The organism is Arthrobacter crystallopoietes BAB-32 (assembly GCF_000328305.2).
In the GTDB taxonomy this organism is placed as follows: Bacteria; Actinomycetota; Actinomycetes; order Actinomycetales; family Micrococcaceae; genus Crystallibacter; species Crystallibacter crystallopoietes_A.
Map to the genome: position 1 here is coordinate 37,547 of NZ_ANPE02000079.1, position 18,472 is coordinate 56,018.

Annotated in this window: 13 protein-coding genes and 1 riboswitch; of the genes, 12 read left to right on the plus strand and 1 reads right to left on the minus strand. The window is 68.0% G+C overall.

Annotation, left to right across the window (positions count from 1 at the left end; translation table 11 throughout):
* Nucleotides 1-19: 19 nt before the first annotated feature.
* The 11 genes from cysD (at nt 20) to ndk (ending at nt 13,821) form a co-directional block, all read left to right on the plus strand.
* Entirely contained in the window at nt 20-955 is a 936-nt protein-coding gene (gene cysD / locus D477_RS05050) for a sulfate adenylyltransferase subunit CysD (RefSeq protein ID WP_005267824.1), read from the plus strand.
* Nucleotides 955-2,298 carry a sulfate adenylyltransferase subunit 1 gene (locus D477_RS05055; protein ID WP_005267825.1) on the plus strand — a complete coding sequence of 448 codons (1,344 nt, stop codon included), beginning with the start codon at nt 955-957 and terminating at the stop codon, nt 2,296-2,298. Before cysD ends, D477_RS05055 begins: the two co-directional genes overlap by 1 nt.
* On the plus strand, nt 2,295-3,467 hold the full coding sequence (locus D477_RS05060) for an ABC transporter substrate-binding protein (protein WP_005267826.1): 1,173 nt from the start codon (nt 2,295-2,297) through the stop codon (nt 3,465-3,467). The genes D477_RS05055 and D477_RS05060 overlap by 4 nt, the downstream gene beginning before the upstream one ends.
* Nucleotides 3,468-3,479: 12 nt before the next feature.
* Nucleotides 3,480-4,205, plus strand: coding sequence for an ABC transporter ATP-binding protein (locus tag D477_RS05065; protein WP_005267827.1), 726 nt, complete (start codon nt 3,480-3,482; stop codon nt 4,203-4,205).
* On the plus strand, nt 4,195-5,115 hold the full coding sequence (locus tag D477_RS05070) for an ABC transporter permease (RefSeq protein ID WP_005267828.1): 921 nt from the start codon (nt 4,195-4,197) through the stop codon (nt 5,113-5,115). Before D477_RS05065 ends, D477_RS05070 begins: the two co-directional genes overlap by 11 nt.
* Nucleotides 5,112-6,359: a uroporphyrinogen-III C-methyltransferase gene (cobA, locus tag D477_RS05075; protein ID WP_005267829.1), complete on the plus strand. Its 1,248-nt coding sequence runs from the start codon at nt 5,112-5,114 to the stop codon at nt 6,357-6,359. The genes D477_RS05070 and cobA overlap by 4 nt, the downstream gene beginning before the upstream one ends.
* Before the next feature lie 44 nt (nt 6,360-6,403).
* Nucleotides 6,404-7,891 (plus strand): FAD-dependent oxidoreductase, encoded by a 1,488-nt coding sequence (locus tag D477_RS05080; protein ID WP_005267830.1) that lies wholly within the window; start codon nt 6,404-6,406, stop codon nt 7,889-7,891.
* A gap of 351 nt (nt 7,892-8,242) precedes the next feature.
* Nucleotides 8,243-11,527 (plus strand): isoleucine--tRNA ligase, encoded by a 3,285-nt coding sequence (gene ileS / locus D477_RS05085; protein ID WP_424579998.1) that lies wholly within the window; start codon nt 8,243-8,245, stop codon nt 11,525-11,527.
* Entirely contained in the window at nt 11,524-12,876 is a 1,353-nt protein-coding gene (locus D477_RS05090) for a bifunctional folylpolyglutamate synthase/dihydrofolate synthase (protein ID WP_005267832.1), read from the plus strand. Before ileS ends, D477_RS05090 begins: the two co-directional genes overlap by 4 nt.
* 2 nt (nt 12,877-12,878) lie before the next feature.
* Complete coding sequence (locus D477_RS05095) at nt 12,879-13,328, plus strand: DUF4233 domain-containing protein (protein WP_005267833.1); 450 nt, start codon at nt 12,879-12,881, stop codon at nt 13,326-13,328.
* 76 nt (nt 13,329-13,404) lie between these two features.
* Nucleotides 13,405-13,821, plus strand: coding sequence for a nucleoside-diphosphate kinase (gene ndk, locus D477_RS05100; protein ID WP_005267834.1), 417 nt, complete (start codon nt 13,405-13,407; stop codon nt 13,819-13,821).
* 83 nt (nt 13,822-13,904) lie between these two features.
* Here the strand turns inward: ndk and D477_RS05105 are convergent, their stop codons facing one another.
* Complete coding sequence (locus D477_RS05105) at nt 13,905-14,489, minus strand: vitamin K epoxide reductase family protein (RefSeq protein WP_005267835.1); 585 nt, start codon at nt 14,487-14,489, stop codon at nt 13,905-13,907.
* Nucleotides 14,490-14,986: 497 nt separating this feature from the next.
* On the opposite strand from D477_RS05105, the gene D477_RS05110 reads away from it, so the two are divergent.
* A complete protein-coding gene (locus D477_RS05110; protein WP_005267836.1) occupies nt 14,987-18,307 on the plus strand; it encodes a ribonuclease E/G in 3,321 nt (1,106 codons plus the stop codon).
* A gap of 67 nt (nt 18,308-18,374) precedes the next feature.
* A riboswitch (TPP riboswitch) is annotated at nt 18,375-18,471 on the plus strand.
* Nucleotide 18,472: the final 1 nt, after the last annotated feature.

An 18,472-nucleotide genomic window follows, 5' to 3' on the forward strand; every position in this document is an offset into this window, starting at 1 on the left:
CATGACACGAGGACCGATCATGACCCTGACCCCCTTACACGACACCGCTGCGCCCGGACTGCAGGCATCCGGCGTCCTCGACACGCTGGAGGCCGAATCCATCCACATCATCCGGGAAGTGGTGGCCGAGTTTGAGCGCCCGGCCATGCTGTTCTCCGGCGGCAAGGACTCCGTGGTCATGCTGCAGCTGGCGGCCAAGGCCTTCTGGCCGGCCCGCATCCCCTTTCCCGTTGTGCACGTGGACACCGGCCACAACTTCCCGGAGGTCCTGGACTTCCGGGACCAGACCGTGGAGCGGCTCGGCCTGAAGCTCATCGTCGGCTCCGTCCAGGAGTACATCGACCGGGGCGAACTGCAGGAGCGCGCCGACGGGACGCGCAATCCGCTCCAGACCACGCCGCTGCTGGACACCATCGCCGCCAACCGCTTCGATGCTGTCTTTGGCGGCGGCCGGCGCGACGAGGACAAGGCCCGGGCCAAGGAGCGGATCCTGAGCCTCCGGGACGAATTCGGCCAGTGGGACCCGCGCAACCAGCGGCCCGAGCTGTGGAACCTCTACAACGGCCGCCATACGGTTGGCCAGCATGTCAGGGCGTTCCCCATCAGCAACTGGACCGAACTGGACATCTGGCGCTACATCGCGCGTGAAGGCATCGAGTTGCCGTCGATCTACTACGCGCATGCCCGCCAGGTCTTCCGCCGCGACGGGATGTGGCGCGCCGTCGGGGAATTCTCCCAGCCGGACCGCGGCGAAGAGGTCTCGGTCCGCACGGTCCGCTACCGCACGGTCGGCGACATGTCCTGCACCGGCGCCGTCCTCTCCGAGGCGCGCACCGTTGACGACGTCGTGCTCGAAGTTGCGGCGTCCACCCTCACTGAGCGCGGGGCCACTCGCGCCGACGATCGAATTTCCGAAGCGGCCATGGAAGACCGCAAGAAGGACGGGTACTTCTAATGACCACCGAAATCCTGGACCGGCAGCGCCCGGCCACCGGCACGCTGTTCCGATTCGCCACCGCCGGATCGGTCGACGACGGCAAGTCCACCCTCGTCGGCCGGCTGCTTCACGATGCCAAGGCGATCCTCGCGGACCAGCTCGAGTCCGTCGCCCGCACGTCCTTGGACCGCGGTTTCGGCGGCGCCGAGGGCGGACTCGACCTGGCGCTGCTGACCGACGGCCTGCGGGCGGAGCGGGAACAGGGCATCACGATCGACGTGGCCTACCGGTACTTCGCCACCGACCGGCGCACCTTCATCCTGGCGGACTGCCCCGGCCATGTGCAGTACACGCGCAACACCGTGACCGGCGCGTCGACGGCCGACGCCGTGGTTGTCCTCGTCGATGCCCGCAAAGGCCTGCTCGAGCAGACCCGCCGCCACCTCGGCGTCGTCGCCCTGCTGCGGGTGCCGCACGTGGTGGTCGCCGTCAACAAGATCGATCTGGTCGGCTATTCCGAGGACGTCTTCGCGCAGATCGACGCTGACGTGCGCCGTGTGGCCGGTGAGCTGGGCCTCCATCACGCGGTCAGCATCCCGGTCTCCGCGCTGGTCGGGGACAACGTCGTCGAACGCTCGGTCCGGACACCCTGGTATGCCGGCCCGACGCTGCTGGAGCTCTTGGAGACGCTGCCTGCAGCGGACCAGGAGGACGACGACGCTGCGTCCTTCCGTTTCCCGGTCCAGTTGGTGCTTCGCCCGCAGGGGGCGCTGGCACCCGGGCTCCCGGCCGAGTCCTTCAGGGACTACCGCTCCTACGCAGGGCAGGTTGTGTCCGGCACGGTGCGCGTGGGCGACGATGTCACAGTCCAGACCCCCGGGCAGGAGCCCCGGACGACAACGGTGGTAGGCATCGATGCCGCGGGCCGGGACCTGGACACTGCGGTTGCGCCGCAGTCCGTCGCCCTGCGCCTGGCTGATGAGTTCGATGTCGCCCGCGGTGACCTGATCGGCGCCGCGGGTTCGTTGCCGGTGCCGGCCTCCAACCTGTCCGCTTCCTTGTGCTGGCTGTCGCCAAAGCCGCTGCTGCCGGGGGCGAAAGTCCTGGTCAAGCACGGTACCGCCACTGTCCGGGCGCTGGTCCAGTCGGTCAAGGGGCGGCTCGACCTGGACTCATTCGAGGAAGCCCCGGCAGGGACGCTGCAGCTGAACGACATCGGCCACGCGCTCCTGCGCCTGTCAGCCCCGCTGCCGCTGGAGCCCTACGCGGTCCACCGCCGGACGGGTGCGTTCCTGGTGATCGATCCCCAGGACGGCGGCACGCTGGCCGCCGGCATGATCCGGAACGGAGCCGGGCAATGAGCGGCCGCCGGCCGGATCCCGGGACGGTCCGGATCACCGCCGGCGAACAGCCGGCACGGCGGGGCTGGGAGGTCTGGCTGGCCGTAATCCTGGCCGCAGCCATCGCCGGCACCTCGGCGGCGGCCTTTGCGGCTTCCGGCAATGGTTCACGGACTGAGGCGGAAACGGCCGCCGACGCACCGGCCAGCGAACTGCGGCTCGGCTACTTCGGCAACGTCACGCACGCACCGGCGCTCGCAGGGGTGCAGAACGGCTTCCTTGCTGAGCGGCTGCGGGCGCAAGGCGGCACGAAGCTAAGCACCCAGGTTTTCAATGCCGGCCCGGCGGCGATCGAGGCGCTCAATGCCGGCGCCATCGATGCGGCCTACCTGGGGCCCAACCCTGCCATCAACTCCTTCGTCCAAAGCGGCGGCGAATCCATCTCCGTCATCGCCGGTGCCACCGCTGGAGGAGCCCAGCTCGTCGCCAAGCCGGAAATCGTTTCCGGAACGCAGCTGAAGGACAAGGTTTTGGCCACACCGCAGCTCGGCGGAACCCAGGACGTCGCGCTGAGGGCCTACCTGCGGTCGCAGGGCCTGTCTTTCGGACCGGACGACGGGGACGTGACTATCAACCCGACCGAGAACGCCCAGACTCTCAAGCTGTTCCAAGACGGCAAGCTGGACGGCGCCTGGCTGCCCGAACCCTGGGCTTCACGGCTGGTCCTGGAGGCCGGCGCCAAGGTGCTCGTCGATGAGGCGGACCTCTGGGACGGCACGCTGGCAGGCAAGCCGGGCCAGTTCAGCACTACGGTGCTGGTGGTGAACCGGGAGTTCGCCGCCGCGCACCCGCAGGCTGTCGACGCGCTGCTGCAGGGCCACGTAGACGCGATCGGCTGGCTCAACGACGCTCCGGCCGGGGAACAGGCGGCAGTGGTCAACGCCGGCCTGAAGGAAGCCGCCGGAGCGGCCCTGCCCGAGAACGTCGTCACCAGGGCGCTCGGGAACATCGAGTTCACCCCCGACCCGCTGGCGGGCAGCTATCCGAAACTCCTGCAGGACGGCGTCGATGCAGGCCTTTCCAAACCGGCGGACCTCACCGGTCTCTTCGACCTCGCTGCCCTGAACCGCATCCTGGCGGCCGGGTCCACCCACGAACCGGTCACTGCTGCCGGACTCGGCGCGGAGTAGGGAGGGAAGACGATGAGCGTAGTGCTTGAGAACCTCGGCAAACGGTTCGGGGACGGTCCTGCCGTGCTGGACGGCGTAAACGCCCGGATCGCCCGGGGCGAGTTCGTGGCGCTCGTCGGAGCCTCCGGCTGCGGCAAGTCCACCCTGCTGAACATCATCGCCGGCCTGGAGCGCCCGTCCGTCGGAGCGCTGGAAGTGCCGGCCGATGGCGCCGCCTTCATGTTCCAGGACGCCGCGCTCTACCCGTGGCTGACCGCGCGCGGGAACGTGGAGCTGGCCCTGAAGCTGCGCGGGGTGGACAACGCTACTCGCCGCAGCCGGGCAATGGAGCTGCTGGAACTGGTACACCTGGCGGAGGCGGCGGACAAACGCCCGCACGAGCTCTCCGGCGGCATGCGGCAGCGGGTGGCACTGGCCCGGGCCTTGAGCCAGGCCCGGCAGCTGCTGCTCATGGACGAACCCTTCGCCGCCCTCGACGCCATTACCCGGGATCTGCTGCATGAGGAGCTCGAGCGGATCTGGCGCGAGACCGGCTGCACCATCATCTTCGTCACCCACAACGTCCGCGAAGCCGTCCGGCTCGGACAGCGCGTCCTGCTGCTGTCCTCGCGCCCCGGCCGCGTGGTGCGGGAGTGGACGGTAGGGCCGGAGGCCAAGTCCGACGCCGCGGCTGCCGCGGCCTTGACCGGGCAGGTCACCACACGCCTCAGGGAAGAGATCCGCCGCCATGGAAAGTAAAGTCGCCGACCTCGCACCGGCTCCTGCCGCCGAAGCTGCCCGGGCTACGGCCGAGGATAATGATGAACTCCGCGCGCTTGAAGCCGGGCTGGATGAACTCCAGGCGGAGAAAACCTCCTCCCGGCGGGACTGGGGCCGCGCGCTGCTGCCGCTCGGCGCCGTCGTACTTCTCCTGCTCGCCTGGCACCTGCTGGTCTCGCTGGACCTCAAGCGCCGGGACTTGCTGCCCGGCCCGCTGGACGTCTTCACCTCGCTCGGCGGGCTTTGGGGCGAGGGGCTCGTCCAGGAGTCCGTAGGCACTTCGCTGCAGCGGGCGCTGGTCGGGTTCGCCGTTTCCGTGGCCGTCGGGACACCGCTCGGACTGCTGCTCGGCCAAGTCAGGACGGTGCGCCGCGCCTTCGGTCCCTTGGTGTCCGGCCTGCAGGTCCTGCCCTCGGTGGCATGGGTTCCTGCCGCGATCATCTGGTTCGGCCTCACCGATGCGACCGCCTACTTCGTGGTCCTGATGGGCGCCATTCCGTCCATCGTCAACGGGCTGGTCGCCGGCATCGACCAGATCCCGCCGCAATACCGCAGAGTCGGGCAGGTGCTCGGTGCGTCCCGCCTGGAACTGGCACTGCTGGTGGTCCTGCCCGCTGCGCTGCCCGGCTTCCTCGCCGGCCTCAAGCAGGGCTGGGCCTTCTCCTGGCGTTCGCTGATGGCCGCCGAAATCATCGCCGTCGGCGGCACCATGGGCTTCGGCCTGGGCTCGCTGCTGGACCAGGGGCGGACCTTGTCCGACATGGGGATCGTGATGAGCGCGGTCCTGGTCATTCTGGCCGTCGGCATCCTGGTTGAACTGTTGGTTTTCGGTCCGGTGGAGCGCAGGCTGCTGCGCGGCCGCGGCCTGCTTGAAGGGAGCACAAGATGAGCGGCCTTGATCTGTACCCGGTTTCGCTGCGGCTGCTGGGGAAGCCCGTGCTGGTTGTGGGAGGCGGAGAGGTAGCGGGGCGCCGGGCCAAGGCCTTACTGGATGCCGGTGCCGTGGTCACCGTCGTCGCGCTGGAGGCCGGGGACGACGTCGGACGCCTCGCCGAAGCGGGCCTGCTCACTTGGGAACGGCGCGGCTATGCGACCGCCGACCTGGAAGGCGTGTGGCTGGTACAGACCGCTACCGGGGTGCCCGCGGTGGACGAGAGGGTCGCCGCAGAGGCAGAGGAGCGGCGCGTTTGGTGCGTCAACGCTGCCGACCGGGAAGCCTCGGGCGCCTGGCTGCCCGCGGTCGGACGATTGGACGACGTCGCGCTCGCGGTCAATGCCGGGGGAGACCCGCGGCGGGCCAAGGCGCTGCGCGACGCGATGCTGCTGGCCTTGAAGACCGGCAGGCTCCCGCTGCGCCGGCACCGCCGCCGTCCCGGTGCGGGGCGTGTGGCACTGGTCGGTGGCGGTCCCGGCGACTCCGGACTGATCACCGTCCGGGGCCGGCAGCTGCTGGCCGAAGCGGACGTGGTGGTGGCAGACCGGCTCGGTCCGCGCGAACTGCTGGAGGAGCTCGACACCGGCGTGCGGGTCATCGAGGTTGGCAAGGCGCCGGGCAACCATCTGGCTGGCCAGGACGAGATTAACCGGATCCTGGTCCGCGAGGCCCGGGCCGGACACCTGGTGGTCCGGCTCAAGGGCGGCGACCCCTATGTGCTGGGCCGCGGCGGCGAGGAAGCGCGCTTCTGCCGGGACCACGGAGTGGACGTCGAGGTCGTGCCGGGAGTGACCAGCGCGATCTCGGTTCCGGCCGCCGCGGGGATCCCGGTGACCCACCGCGGAGCTGCGACCGGTTTCAGCGTCGCCACCGGCCACGAAGAACTTGCCGAGCTGCCGGCCCGTCCGGACCACACGCTCGTGCTGCTCATGGGGGTCCGGCGGCTGGCCCAATCCGCCGCGGCGCTGCGCTCGCGGGGACTGGGACCGCAGACCCCCGTCGCCATCGTCGAGGGGGGCTGGATGCCGGACCAGCGCGTGACCATCGGCACGCTGGCAACCATCGCCGGCCAGGCCGAACGGGCCGGGGTCCGCAACCCGGCGGTCATCGTGGTCGGCGATGTCGTCCGGCTCAGCCCCTACGCCCTGGCGGACCTGGGTCAGCAGGCTGAGCCGGACTGCAGCCCCTCGATCCACTGACGCCCACTGCCAACGAATCAACCGACTTCCACAAGGAGCCATCCATGACCGACAGCACCACCCCCAACACCGCACAGCCGCGCGCCCTGCGCGTCGCCGTCGTTGGCGCCGGTCCAGCCGGGGTCTATGCCGCCGACCTGCTCACTAAGAGCGAAGCCGCCGTGTCCGGCCAGCTGGAACTGAGCATCGACCTCTTCGACAGGTACCCGGCACCCTACGGGCTGATCCGGTACGGTGTCGCGCCGGACCATCCGCGGATCAAGGGGATCGTCACTGCGCTGCACAAGGTGCTCGACCGCGGCGACATCCGGTTCTTCGGCAACGTCGACTACGGCACTGACCTGGACCTGGCCGACCTGCGCGAGCACTACGACGCGGTCATCTTCGCCACCGGAGCGATCAAGGACGCCGACCTGAACATCCCGGGCGTGGAGCTGGCGGGATCCTTCGGCGCCGCGGACTTCGTCTCCTGGTATGACGGGCATCCCGATGTTCCCCGGGAGTGGCCGCTTGAGGCGAAGGAAATCGCGGTGATCGGCAACGGAAACGTCGCCCTCGACGTCGCACGTGTCCTCTCCAAGCACGCCGACGACCTGCTGACCACCGAAATCCCCGAGAACGTCTACCGCGGGCTGAAAAACTCGCCGGTGACCGATGTGCATGTCTTCGGCCGCCGCGGCCCGGCGCAGGTGAAGTTCACTCCGCTGGAACTGCGCGAGCTCTCCCACAGCCACGACGTCGACATCGTGCTCTACCCGGAGGACTTCGAATTCGACGAGGCCTCGGACCAGGCTGTGCGCACCAACAACCAGACCAAGACCATGGTCGGGACACTCACCAACTGGCTCGTCGAGCAGGAGGACCGCGAAGGAAAACCCGGAGCCTCCCGGCGGCTGCACCTGCACTTCCTGCACGCTCCGGTCGAAATCACCGCCGGCAGCGGCGGGCAGGACGGGCAGGTGGCCGGCATCAAGTTTGAGCGCCAGGAGCTGGACGGCACCGGCCAAGTCCGCGGCACCGGCGAATTCGTCGAGTATCCGGTGCAGGCCGTGTACCGGGCGGTCGGCTACTTCGGCTCGGCACTCCCTGACGTCGAATATGACGGCAGCCGGGGCGTGATCCCCAATGACGAGGGGCGGGTGCTGGACGCGGCAGGCCGAGCCGTTTCAGGGCTCTACGCAACGGGGTGGATCAAGCGCGGTCCGGTCGGCCTGATCGGCCACACGAAGGGCGACGCCCTGGAGACGGTCAATCACCTGCTCTCCGATCGCGAGGCCTTGCCGGCGGCGCAGCGGCCGGAAGAAGAGTCGGTGGTCCAGCTGCTGGAGGCGCGGGGCGTCGAATACACCACGTGGGAAGGCTGGCTGAAGCTGGACGAGCACGAGAAGGAACTCGGAGCCGCTTATGGCCCGGTCGAAACTCCGCGGGGACCGGCAGAACGTGAGCGCGTCAAGGTCGTGGCACGCGAGCATATGGTTGCCGTGTCCAGGCCGGCTGCTGCGGCAGCGCTGGCCGCGGACAACGTCCTCTAGCGGCCCCATCGGCCGATCAACGCCAGGCCCCGGGTCCGGTAAATGCGCCGGCCCGGGGCCTGGCGCCGCTCTGCGCTAAACTTGTTCCAGAAGCACTGACCCGGCCATCACCGGCGAGCTTCCGGAAGAACGGCGCAAGCCAAGTAGAACCGGACGGGTAAGCCCGTGACAGCAGTGAATGAGTGGCAGCCCTGGCGCGCGCATCGAGTGCGGCAGCGGCGGCAAGTGAGGTGGTACCGCGGGCTCGAAGCCCCCGGCAGCCGGGACCGGGACAGCCGGCCGGCCTGCCAGGGCAAGGGCACGTCCTCGCATGAAGTGTCCACGCTCCCAGCCGCTTCCAGGATGACCAACATGCCGCAGATCTACCCCAAGGCCACTGCCGCCGGCGCAGCCGCAGCCCAGAGTTCCCCGAAGTTCCCCGAGATCGAGGAACTGGTGCTCAAATACTGGCAGCAGGACGGCACCTTCCAGGCTTCCATCGACGCCCGCGACGCCGGCCGGAACGGCTCCAACGAGTTCGTCTTCTACGATGGTCCGCCCTTCGCCAACGGCCTGCCGCACTACGGCCACCTGCTGACCGGCTACGTCAAGGACATCGTCGGCCGGTACCAGACGCAGCGCGGCAAGCGCGTGGAGCGCCGCTTCGGCTGGGACACCCACGGCCTGCCAGCCGAGCTGGAAGCCATGAAGCAGCTGGGCATGACGGACAAGGCCCAGATCGAGGCCATGGGCATCGACAAGTTCAACGACGCCTGCCGTTCCTCGGTGCTCAAGTACACCCGCGAGTGGGAAGAGTACGTCACCCGCCAGGCCCGCTGGGTGGACTTCGAGAACGACTACAAGACGCTCAACGTCGAGTACATGGAGTCGGTCATCTGGGCGTTTAAGCAGCTGCACTCCAAGGGGCTGACCTACAACGGCTACCGCGTCCTGCCCTACTGCTGGAAGGACGAGACTCCGCTGTCCAACCACGAGCTGCGGATGGACGACGACGTCTACAAGAACCGCCAGGACCAGACGGTCACGGTGACCTTCCCGATCCTCGCCGGCGACTCGGACCTCAGCCGCGAGCTGGCCGGCGTGAATGCCCTGGCCTGGACCACCACCCCCTGGACCCTGCCCACCAACGCTGCCCTCGCCGTCGGACCCGAAATCACCTATGCGGTGGTGCCGTCCGGTCCCAACGGAACCACGGCGTCGGGGGAGCGGTTCCTGCTGGCCCAGGACCTGCTGCACACCTACGCCAAGGATTTGGGGTACGACGACGGCGCTGCCGCGGCGGAGGCGGTGACGGCCACCTATGCGGGCGCCCAGCTGGAGGACCTGCGGTACGAGCCGCTCTGGGACTACTATGCCGACACGGAAAAGTGGGGCATGCAGAACGCGTGGCGGATCGTCATCGCCGACTACGTGACCACCACGGACGGTACCGGCCTGGTGCACCAGGCGCCGGCCTACGGCGAGGACGACCAGAAGGTCTGCGAAGCCAACGGCATCCCCGTGATCGTCTCCGTGGACGAAGGCGCGAAGTTCCTGCCCTACTTCGGCGACGGCCCGCTGGCGGAAATCGCCGGGCTGCAGGTCTTCGAGGCGAACAAACCGATCACCAAGGTGCTCAAGGCCCAGGGCCGGCTGCTGCGGCAGGCCAGCTACGAGCACTCCTACCCGCACTGCTGGCGTTGCCGGACCCCGCTGATCTACCGGGCGATCTCGTCCTGGTATGTCGAGGTGACCAAGTTCAAGGACCGGATGGTCGAGCTGAACCAGCAGATCAACTGGATCCCGGGCAACGTCAAGGACGGCCAGTTCGGCAAGTGGCTGGAGAACGCCCGCGACTGGTCGATCAGCCGCAACCGCTACTGGGGCAGCCCGATCCCGGTCTGGGAGTCGGACAATCCGGACTATCCGCGCCAGGACGTCTATGGTTCGCTGGCCGAGCTCGAGGCGGACTTCGGGCGGTTGCCGCTGAACGAGCGGGGCGAGCCGGACCTGCACCGGCCCTACATCGACGACCTCACCCGGCCCAACCCGGACGATCCGACCGGGCAGTCCACCATGCGCCGCGTGCCGGATGTGCTGGATGTCTGGTTCGATTCAGGCTCGATGCCGTATGCCCAGGTGCACTATCCGCACGAGAACCAGGACTGGTTCGAGCATCACAACCCGGGCGACTTCATCGTCGAATACATCGGCCAGACCCGCGGCTGGTTCTACACGCTGCACGTCCTGGCGACCGCGCTGTTCGACCGCCCGGCCTTCCGGAACGTGATCAGCCATGGCATCGTGCTCGGCTCGGACGGGCAGAAGATGTCCAAGAGCCTGCAGAACTACCCGGACGTGTCGGAGGTGCTGGACCGGGACGGCTCCGACGCGATGCGCTGGTTCCTGATGTCCTCGCCGATCCTGCGGGGCGGCAACCTGATCGTCACCGAGCAGGGCATCCGGGACGGCGTCCGCCAGGTGATCCTGCCGCTGTGGAACGTCTGGCATTTCTTCAAGCTCTACACGAACACCGCCAATAACGGCGCCGGCTACGAGGCGAAGTCCGTCGCCGGGGACGCGGCCCGCATCGACGCCCTGGACTCGCTGGACCGGTACATCCTCGCGCACACCGGGCAGCTGGTCCGCGACATCACGGCGAGCCTTGACTCGTACGATGTCAGCGGCGCCTGCGATGCGCTGCGCGAGTACCTGGACACGCTGACCAACTGGTACGTGCGCCGCAGCCGGCAGCGCTTCTTCGATGAGGATGCCGACGCCTTCGACGTGCTCTACACCTGCCTGGAGACTGTCTGCCGCAGCGCCGCCTCGCTGCTGCCGCTGGTCACGGAGGAGATCTGGCGCGGCCTCACCGGCGAACGCTCCGTTCATCTGACCGACTGGCCGGAGCCCGCCCTGTTCCCCGAGCAGGCCGACCTGGTCGCCCGGATGGAGAGCACCCGCAGCATCTGCTCGGCTGGTTCCAGCCTGCGCAAGGCTGCCAACCTCAGGGTCCGACTGCCGCTGTCCGAACTGACCGTCGTTGCGGCCGGCGCCGAAGAGCTGACCGGCGGCTACGAGGAGATCATCAAGGACGAGCTGAACATCAAGTCGGTCCGCCTGGTCGATGCAGGCAGCGCCTCGCCCGAGGAGTTCGGCATCGAGCAGAAGCTCGTGGTCAATGCCCGTGCCGCCGGTCCCCGCCTGGGCAAGAACGTCCAGACTGCCATCAAGGCCTCCAAGTCGGGGGACTGGTCGGTGGACGACGCCGGCACGGTCACCGCTGGAGGACTCGAGCTGGAGCCGCAGGAATACACGCTGGAGACCGTGGTGGCCGACCAGGCAGGTGCCGGCTCGGCCGCCGTGACCATGCTGCCGGGCGGCGGCTTCGTGGTGCTCAACACCGAGGTCACTCCGGAGCTGGAAGCCGAAGGCATGGCCCGCGATTTCGTCCGCACCATCCAGCAGGCCCGCAAGGACGCTGATCTGGTGGTCAGCGACCGGATCCGGACCACCGTCGCCGCCGGCCCGGAGGTGCTGGAGGCGCTCAGCACCCACCAGGACCTGGTGACGGAGGAAACCCTGACCGTCGAACTGGTCCTGCTGCCGGGCGAGGGCCAGCAGGTCACTGTCGAGAAGGTGGAGGCACAGCCATGAGCGACGAATTCGGCGTCGAAAGCGTCTACGCGGAACTGCTGAGCCGAGCTCCGGAGAACAAGATGGAGCCGCGGATGGAGCCCTTGTTCCGTGCCATGGAGATCCTCGGCGAGCCCCAGAAGGCGTTCGCGAGCATCCACCTCACCGGCACGAACGGCAAGACCTCGACCGCACGGATGATCGAGGCCGGACTGCGCGCACACGGGCTGCGCACCGGCCGCTACACCAGTCCGCACCTGAGCAAGGTGACGGAGCGGATCAGCATCGACGGCGAACCGGTCGCCGATGAGACCTTCGTGCGGATCTGGGACGAAATCCGCCCGTACCTCGAGATCGTGGATACGGAGCTGGCCGGAAGCGGCGAGCCCCGGCTGACCTACTTCGAATGCGTCACGATCCTGGCCATCGCGATCTTCGCCGATGAGCCCGTGGAGGTCGCCGTGATCGAGGTCGGCCTTGGCGGCGTCACCGACGCCACCAATGTGGTGGACGGCCAGGTCGCCGTCGTGACCCCGATCTCGCTGGACCACACCGATCTGTTGGGCGACACCGTGGAGGACATCGCCACGGAAAAGGCCGGGATCATCAAGCCCGGCGGGTTCCTGGTCAGCGCCGCGCAGCCGCCCGAGGCGGCCCAGGTGCTGCTGGAGAAGGCCCGGGATACCGGCGTCCCCTTCCGTTTCGAAGGCGTCGAGTTCGGAGTGGAGTCCAGACTCGTAGCCGTCGGCGGCCAGCAGTTGACCATCTCCGGGCTGGCCGGCCGCTACGAGGACCTCCTGCTGCCGCTGCATGGCGCGCACCAGGCGCAGAACGCGGCGGTCGCCGTCGCTGCGCTGGAGGCATTCCTGGGCGGCGGCACCAAGGAACTCGACATCGAGGTCCTGCGTGAAGGCTTCCGCCAGGTCACTTCGCCAGGCCGGCTCGAGGTCGTCCGCACGGCGCCGACCATCATTGTGGACGCGGCGCACAACCCGGACGGAATGAAGGCCTCGGCCGTCGCCCTGAAGGAAGCGTTCAACTTCACGCGACTGGTGCCGGTCGTTGGCGTGCTGCACGAGAAGGATGCCGTGGCCGTGCTCGAACAGCTGCGCGAGGAGCTTGGCGACCTGGTCGACCAGATCTGCGTCACCGCCTCCAACTCACCGCGTGCCATTGCCCCCGAGGACCTGGCCGAGGACGCCATGGCCGCCGGTTTCGCCGAGGAGTCCATCCACGTCGCGGACAAACTCGACGACGCTATCGAATGGGCAGTGGAACGGGCTGAAGAGCTCAACGACCTCGCTGGCGGCATCCTGATCACCGGCTCCATCACCTTGGTGGCGGACGCCCGAATCCTGCTCGGAAAGTAGACATGGCACGACTGACCAAAGCCCAGCGCGAATGGCGCCCGGACATGCCCAAGAAGCGCCGGTCCATCAAGGTGAGCTTCTGCTCGATGGTGCTGACGCTGGAGGCCTTTGTGGTCTTCTTCGCCACCCTCGTGGCTTTCGGCCTGCACAAAGACCGCTTCCCGCAGCCCGTGGTCCTGGGCGTCGGCATCGCGCTGAGCGTCTTCCTGGTCCTCAACTGCGCCCTGCTGCGCAAGCCGGCCGGCTACGCCATCGGCTGGATCCTGCAGCTGGTGATCATCGCCACCGGCTTCGTGGAGCCCATGATGTTCGTCGTGGGAATCCTGTTCGCCCTGTCCTGGTGGTATGCGGTCAGGACCGGGAGCCGGCTGGACCGGGAAAACGCGGCCCGCGATGCAGAGCAGGCCGAATGGGAGCGCAACAACCCGCCGGCCCCGGAGCCGGAATCCTGACCGGATCGCTGCGCCCGTTCACATAGGATGGACGGGGAACTTTGCAGCCGTACGGAAGCTAATTGAGGAGAGTTACGTGAGCGTTGAGCGCACTTTGGTACTGGTAAAGCCCGACGGCGTTGCACGGGGTCTGACCGGAACCATCCTTGCCCGGGTGGAGGCAAAGGGGTACAAGCTGGTCCAGCTGAAGCTGGTCGATGCTACCCGCGAGCTGCTGGAACGCCATTATGAAGAGCACATCGGCAAGCCGTTCTACGAGCCGCTCGTGGAATTCATGCTGAGCGGACCCACGGCAGCGGCCGTGTTCGAAGGCCAGCGTGTGATCGAGGGCTTCCGCTCGCTGGCGGGCACCACGGAACCCACTCTGGCAGCGCCCGGCACTATCCGTGGCGACTTCGGGCGCGACTGGGGCCTGAAGGTCCAGCAGAACCTGGTGCACGGCTCGGACTCCCCGGAGTCGGCCGCGCGCGAAATCGGTATCTGGTTCGGCTGAGCTTTTACGCCGGACAAAGGAAAGGCCGCCTGCATCGATCGCAACGGTGCAGGCGGCCTTTCGCATATCCGGCGGGCCCCGGATCAGCCGCCAAGGAAGGCGTTCATGAAGCGGATGAATACGCTGGCGGCGGTGGCGATCCAGAGGACGGCGGTGATGGTCCAGGCCCAGTCGCTGGCGAAACGGACGACGCCTTCCGGAGCCCTGATGACGCCGTGCGCCAGGTTGCGCACGGTGACCATCACGAACATCGGAATCATCATGGCCCAGACGACCATGCAGTAGATGCAGAGAATGAAGATGTCGAACAGGGCCTGGCTCCAGAGCCAGACGACAAAGATGAAGCCGAGGGTTACGCCGGTCTGGAGACCCAGCCAGTACCAGCGCCGGAACCTCGCCCCGGCAAGGAGTGCCATCGCCGTCGTAATGGGAACGGCAAAGGCAACGATGCCGATCAGCGGATTCGGGAAGCCGAACAGCGCGGCCTGCCAAGTCTGGAAGACTGCGCCGCAGGAGACCCAGGGGCTGACATCGCAACTGGTGACATAGCTCGGGTCGACATACGTGGCGATACGTTCCAGGACCAGGATTGACGACGCGATCCACCCGATGGCGCCCGTCACCAGCAAGAGCCAGGCGAAGGGCCGTTGGCGGGCATGCCCGGCCACATCGCTATCGCTACGGTGGGCCGAGGGAACGGTGGCCGTTCCAGCCCCGGCCTGATCAGGAATTCTATTCACCGAAAGTCCTTTTCCCTCATGGCTTTTGTCTGATTCTAGCCACAGCGGAGCCGGCAAATAATAACCAAAGCCCGGCCTGTATGAGAGAATGGCTCATGGCTGGTAATGGAACCACATGCCACTACCGGTCCAGCGACAGGCTTCCAGGTTTGTCGGCGATGCTTCCGGTTTGCAAGGCCCATCATCCGGATGGGTCCCGCGGAATCCGCCTGACGACCCTACCGATGAAGAGAATATACGCGGTAGTAGGAAAAGCGCCGCTGGTCCCCGGGTGTGCCGCGCTCCTCAGATGGCGTGAGCCCGGGCGATATAACAACGACTTCCGGTGACGGGAGGCCGCAAGGCCCGAAGAATAACCGGCAAACCGCCCTTGGGGGCGCCGGAATGTGGCCGGTGCCGGAGGGGGCTGGAGTGCAGATTTACAGATGGATATTGAACAGCAGAACCCGGAAACACAACCGGAAGAAGCAGCCGGCACAGCCCAGGCGCCAGCGAAGCGTGCAGTGCGGACCCGCCGGAAGGTAGCGGTCGACCAGGACCTCGCGGCCTCGGCCGAAGAGTTGCCCATGGAAATGCCGGAGCCGCCCAAGACCCGCGCACGCCGTACACGTAAGGCCGCCGAGCCGGCCGGGGGAGCGGACAGCACTGCAGCCGTCACGCCTTCCGCCGGGCAACCCGGGATCGAAGCGGCCGCAGAACCGGCCGGCACTGAGGCGGCCAGCGTCGAGACAGCCGGCACCGAAGCTCCGCCGGCCGCAGACGAACCGCAGGCAAAGGCCCGGACCACACGGCGCAGAAAGGCAGCCCCCAAGGCAGCTGCCCCCGCAGCGGAAGACGCTGACGCCACAGGTGCGGCTGCAGCCGAAGCACCGGCCGAAGCCCCCGCTCCGCCAGCAGAAGCCGCTCCGGCGGGGCCGGATGGCCAGGAAGCTGCCGACGCTGCCGAACCGGCCGCCTCCACTGCTGCCCCGGCCCGCACGCGGCGCACGCGGACCGCAACGAGGAAGACCGCCGCCGGAACCGGAACCCCCGAACCAGCAGCCACGGAAGAGACCCGTCCGGCTACCGGCGAGCCCGCCGGCCAGGAGCCCGCTGCCGCAGCGCCCGTGCACACCGAACAGACCACCGAAGCTGCGGGCCAGGAATCGGCCGCCGCACCGGCCGCCGAAGCTGCCAGCCAGGAGCCGACCGCCGAAGCTGCCAGCCAGGAGCCGGCAGCCCAGGAGCCGGTGCTGAACCCGTTTGCCGTGCCCGAATCGCCGGTGTCGTTGCTCTTCCACGCCCCCGATCTCACGGCCGTCCGGCCAGTCCGTCCGGCCGAGGAAGCGGAAGAAGAAACCACCGACGAAGAAGAGGGCGGACGCCGCCGCAGCCGCCGGAACCGCCGGTCAAAGGCGAAGACCCGCGTCGAGGGAACAGACGAGGCGGCGGCGGAAGAAGCCCCGGCGGACGAAGAAGCAGCTGCGGCCCCCGAGTCCGGCGACGGTGTCACTGCACGCCGACGGCGCCGCCGCCGGCGGGGCGACCAGGACATGGAGCTCTCGGGCGGCCATGATGACGATCCGCCGAACACGATTACCCGGGTCCGGGCGCCCCGGCCGGTCAGCGAAACGGCTCCCAGCGACCGGGTCTCCTCGGTCAAGGGCTCGACCCGGCTCGAGGCCAAGAAGCAGCGCCGGCGCGAATCGCGCGAATCCGGCCGCCGCCGCCAGGTGATTACCGAGGCCGAGTTCCTGGCCCGCCGGGAGTCCGTGGACCGCCAGATGGTGGTGCGGCAGCGGGAAGACCGGATCCAGATCGCGGTGCTGGAAGACGGCGTCCTGGCGGAACACTTCGTCTCGAAGACCCAGCAGGACTCGCTCATCGGCAACGTGTACCTCGGCAAGGTCCAGAACGTGCTGCCCAGCATGGAAGCCGCCTTCGTGGACATCGGCCGCGGCCGCAATGCCGTGCTCTACGCCGGCGAGGTCAACTGGGACGCAGCGCACCTGGACGGCCAGCCGCGCCGGATCGAGAACGCCCTCAAGTCGGGCGACTCCGTGCTGGTCCAGGTGACCAAGGACCCGGTGGGCCACAAGGGAGCACGGTTGACCAGCCAGATCTCGCTGCCCGGCCGCTTCCTGGTTTACGTTCCGGGCGGATCCATGACCGGCATCTCGCGCAAGCTGCCGGATGTCGAGCGCAACCGGCTGAAGAAGATCCTCAAGGAGCACGTGCCGGACGGCGCCGGTGTCATTGTGCGCACCGCCGCCGAGGGCGCCAGCGAAGAAGAGTTGATGAACGACATCAACCGCCTCCGCGCCCAGTGGGAGGAAATCGAGCGCAGGTCCAAATCGAACAAGACCCTGGCGCCCGAGATGCTGTACGCGGAGCCGGACCTGACGATCAAGGTGGTCCGCGACGTCTTCAACGAGGATTTCTCCAAGCTCATCGTTTCGGGCGAGGAAGCCTGGGACACGGTCGAAGCCTACGTCACTTATGTCGCACCTGACCTGGTGGACCGGCTGGAGAAGTGGGTGGCGGACGAGGACATCTTCGCAGCCAACCGGATTGACGAGCAGATCCACAAAGCACTCGAACGGAAGGTCTTCCTGCCCTCCGGCGGCTCCCTGGTGATCGACCGCACTGAGGCGATGACGGTGGTGGATGTCAACACCGGCAAGTTCACTGGCTCGGGCGGAAACCTCGAGGAGACGGTCACCAAGAACAACCTGGAAGCGGCGGAAGAAGTTGTCCGGCAGCTGCGTCTGCGGGACATCGGCGGCATCATCGTCATCGACTTCATCGACATGGTGCTTGAAGCCAACCGCGACCTTGTGCTGCGGCGGCTCGTGGAGTGCCTGGGCCGCGACCGGACGAAGCATCAGGTAGCCGAAGTCACCTCCTTGGGCCTCGTCCAGATGACGCGGAAGCGGATGGGCACCGGCCTGCTGGAAGTCTTCGGTGAGAGCTGCGAACACTGCGGTGGCCGCGGCGTGGTGACCCACGACGAGCCGATTGAGCACCGTCGGGCAGCGGTTGCAGCCGAACACCATCAGCACCATCTGCGCACGGAGAAGCCGGGCCGGCCGGAACGGCCCTCACGCAGCGAGAAGCGCCGGAACCGCAACCAGGCTGCGGCAGCACCGGCGGAGACAAGCGCTGAGGCGGGGCAGGCCGATGAGGCCGAGCGCCAGGCCAAGGCGCAGGCGGCCAGGGCAGCGCTGGCGAACATCGCTGCAGCCGCGCAGGCAGCTCATGAGGCCGAGGACCATGCCCATGAGCTGAAAGCCGAAGCGGAAGCTGCGCCTGCCGGACCGGTACTGACCATCAACGGCGAGGAAGTGGCGCTGCCCCGGGCTGAACACAGTCCGGCAGCTGCCAAGGAACAGCCGGCATTGACCTTGGCGAATCTCACCGAGGCCTTTGACCGGGTCAGTCCGGAGGCCAAGCCGGAGCAGGTCGGAGTCCAGGAGATTCCGGCAGCGGCCGGGCGTGCCCGGGATGAGCAGGCCGAGGTGCCGGAGCACGCGGAGCAGGCCGCAGGCGGACGGCGGCGCCGCCGCCATCGGGCAGCAACCCGTCCGCAGGGCGCAGCGAATGCCGAACCGGTGCAGCAGCGTGCCGAGGAGCCCGCGGCGGCATCCGGGGGCACCACGCACTCCGCGGCTGCCCCGTCGCCGGCCGCCAAGGAATCCGCCGCTGCGGCAAAGAAGGCAGCTGAGCCGGTGATCCTGGGGGTCGGGGTTCCGGCTTCCGAACTCTGATTCCGGCAAGTCGACACGCCGCCGGACGCCTCATGCGGGCGTCCGGCGGCGTTTTGCTATGCTGGCGGCAAGTGACACGGGGTGCCGGCTGGGCCGGCTGAGATGGATACCCGTTGAACCTGAACCAGTTAGGACTGGCGGAGGGAATGTCACATGGCTCCATCG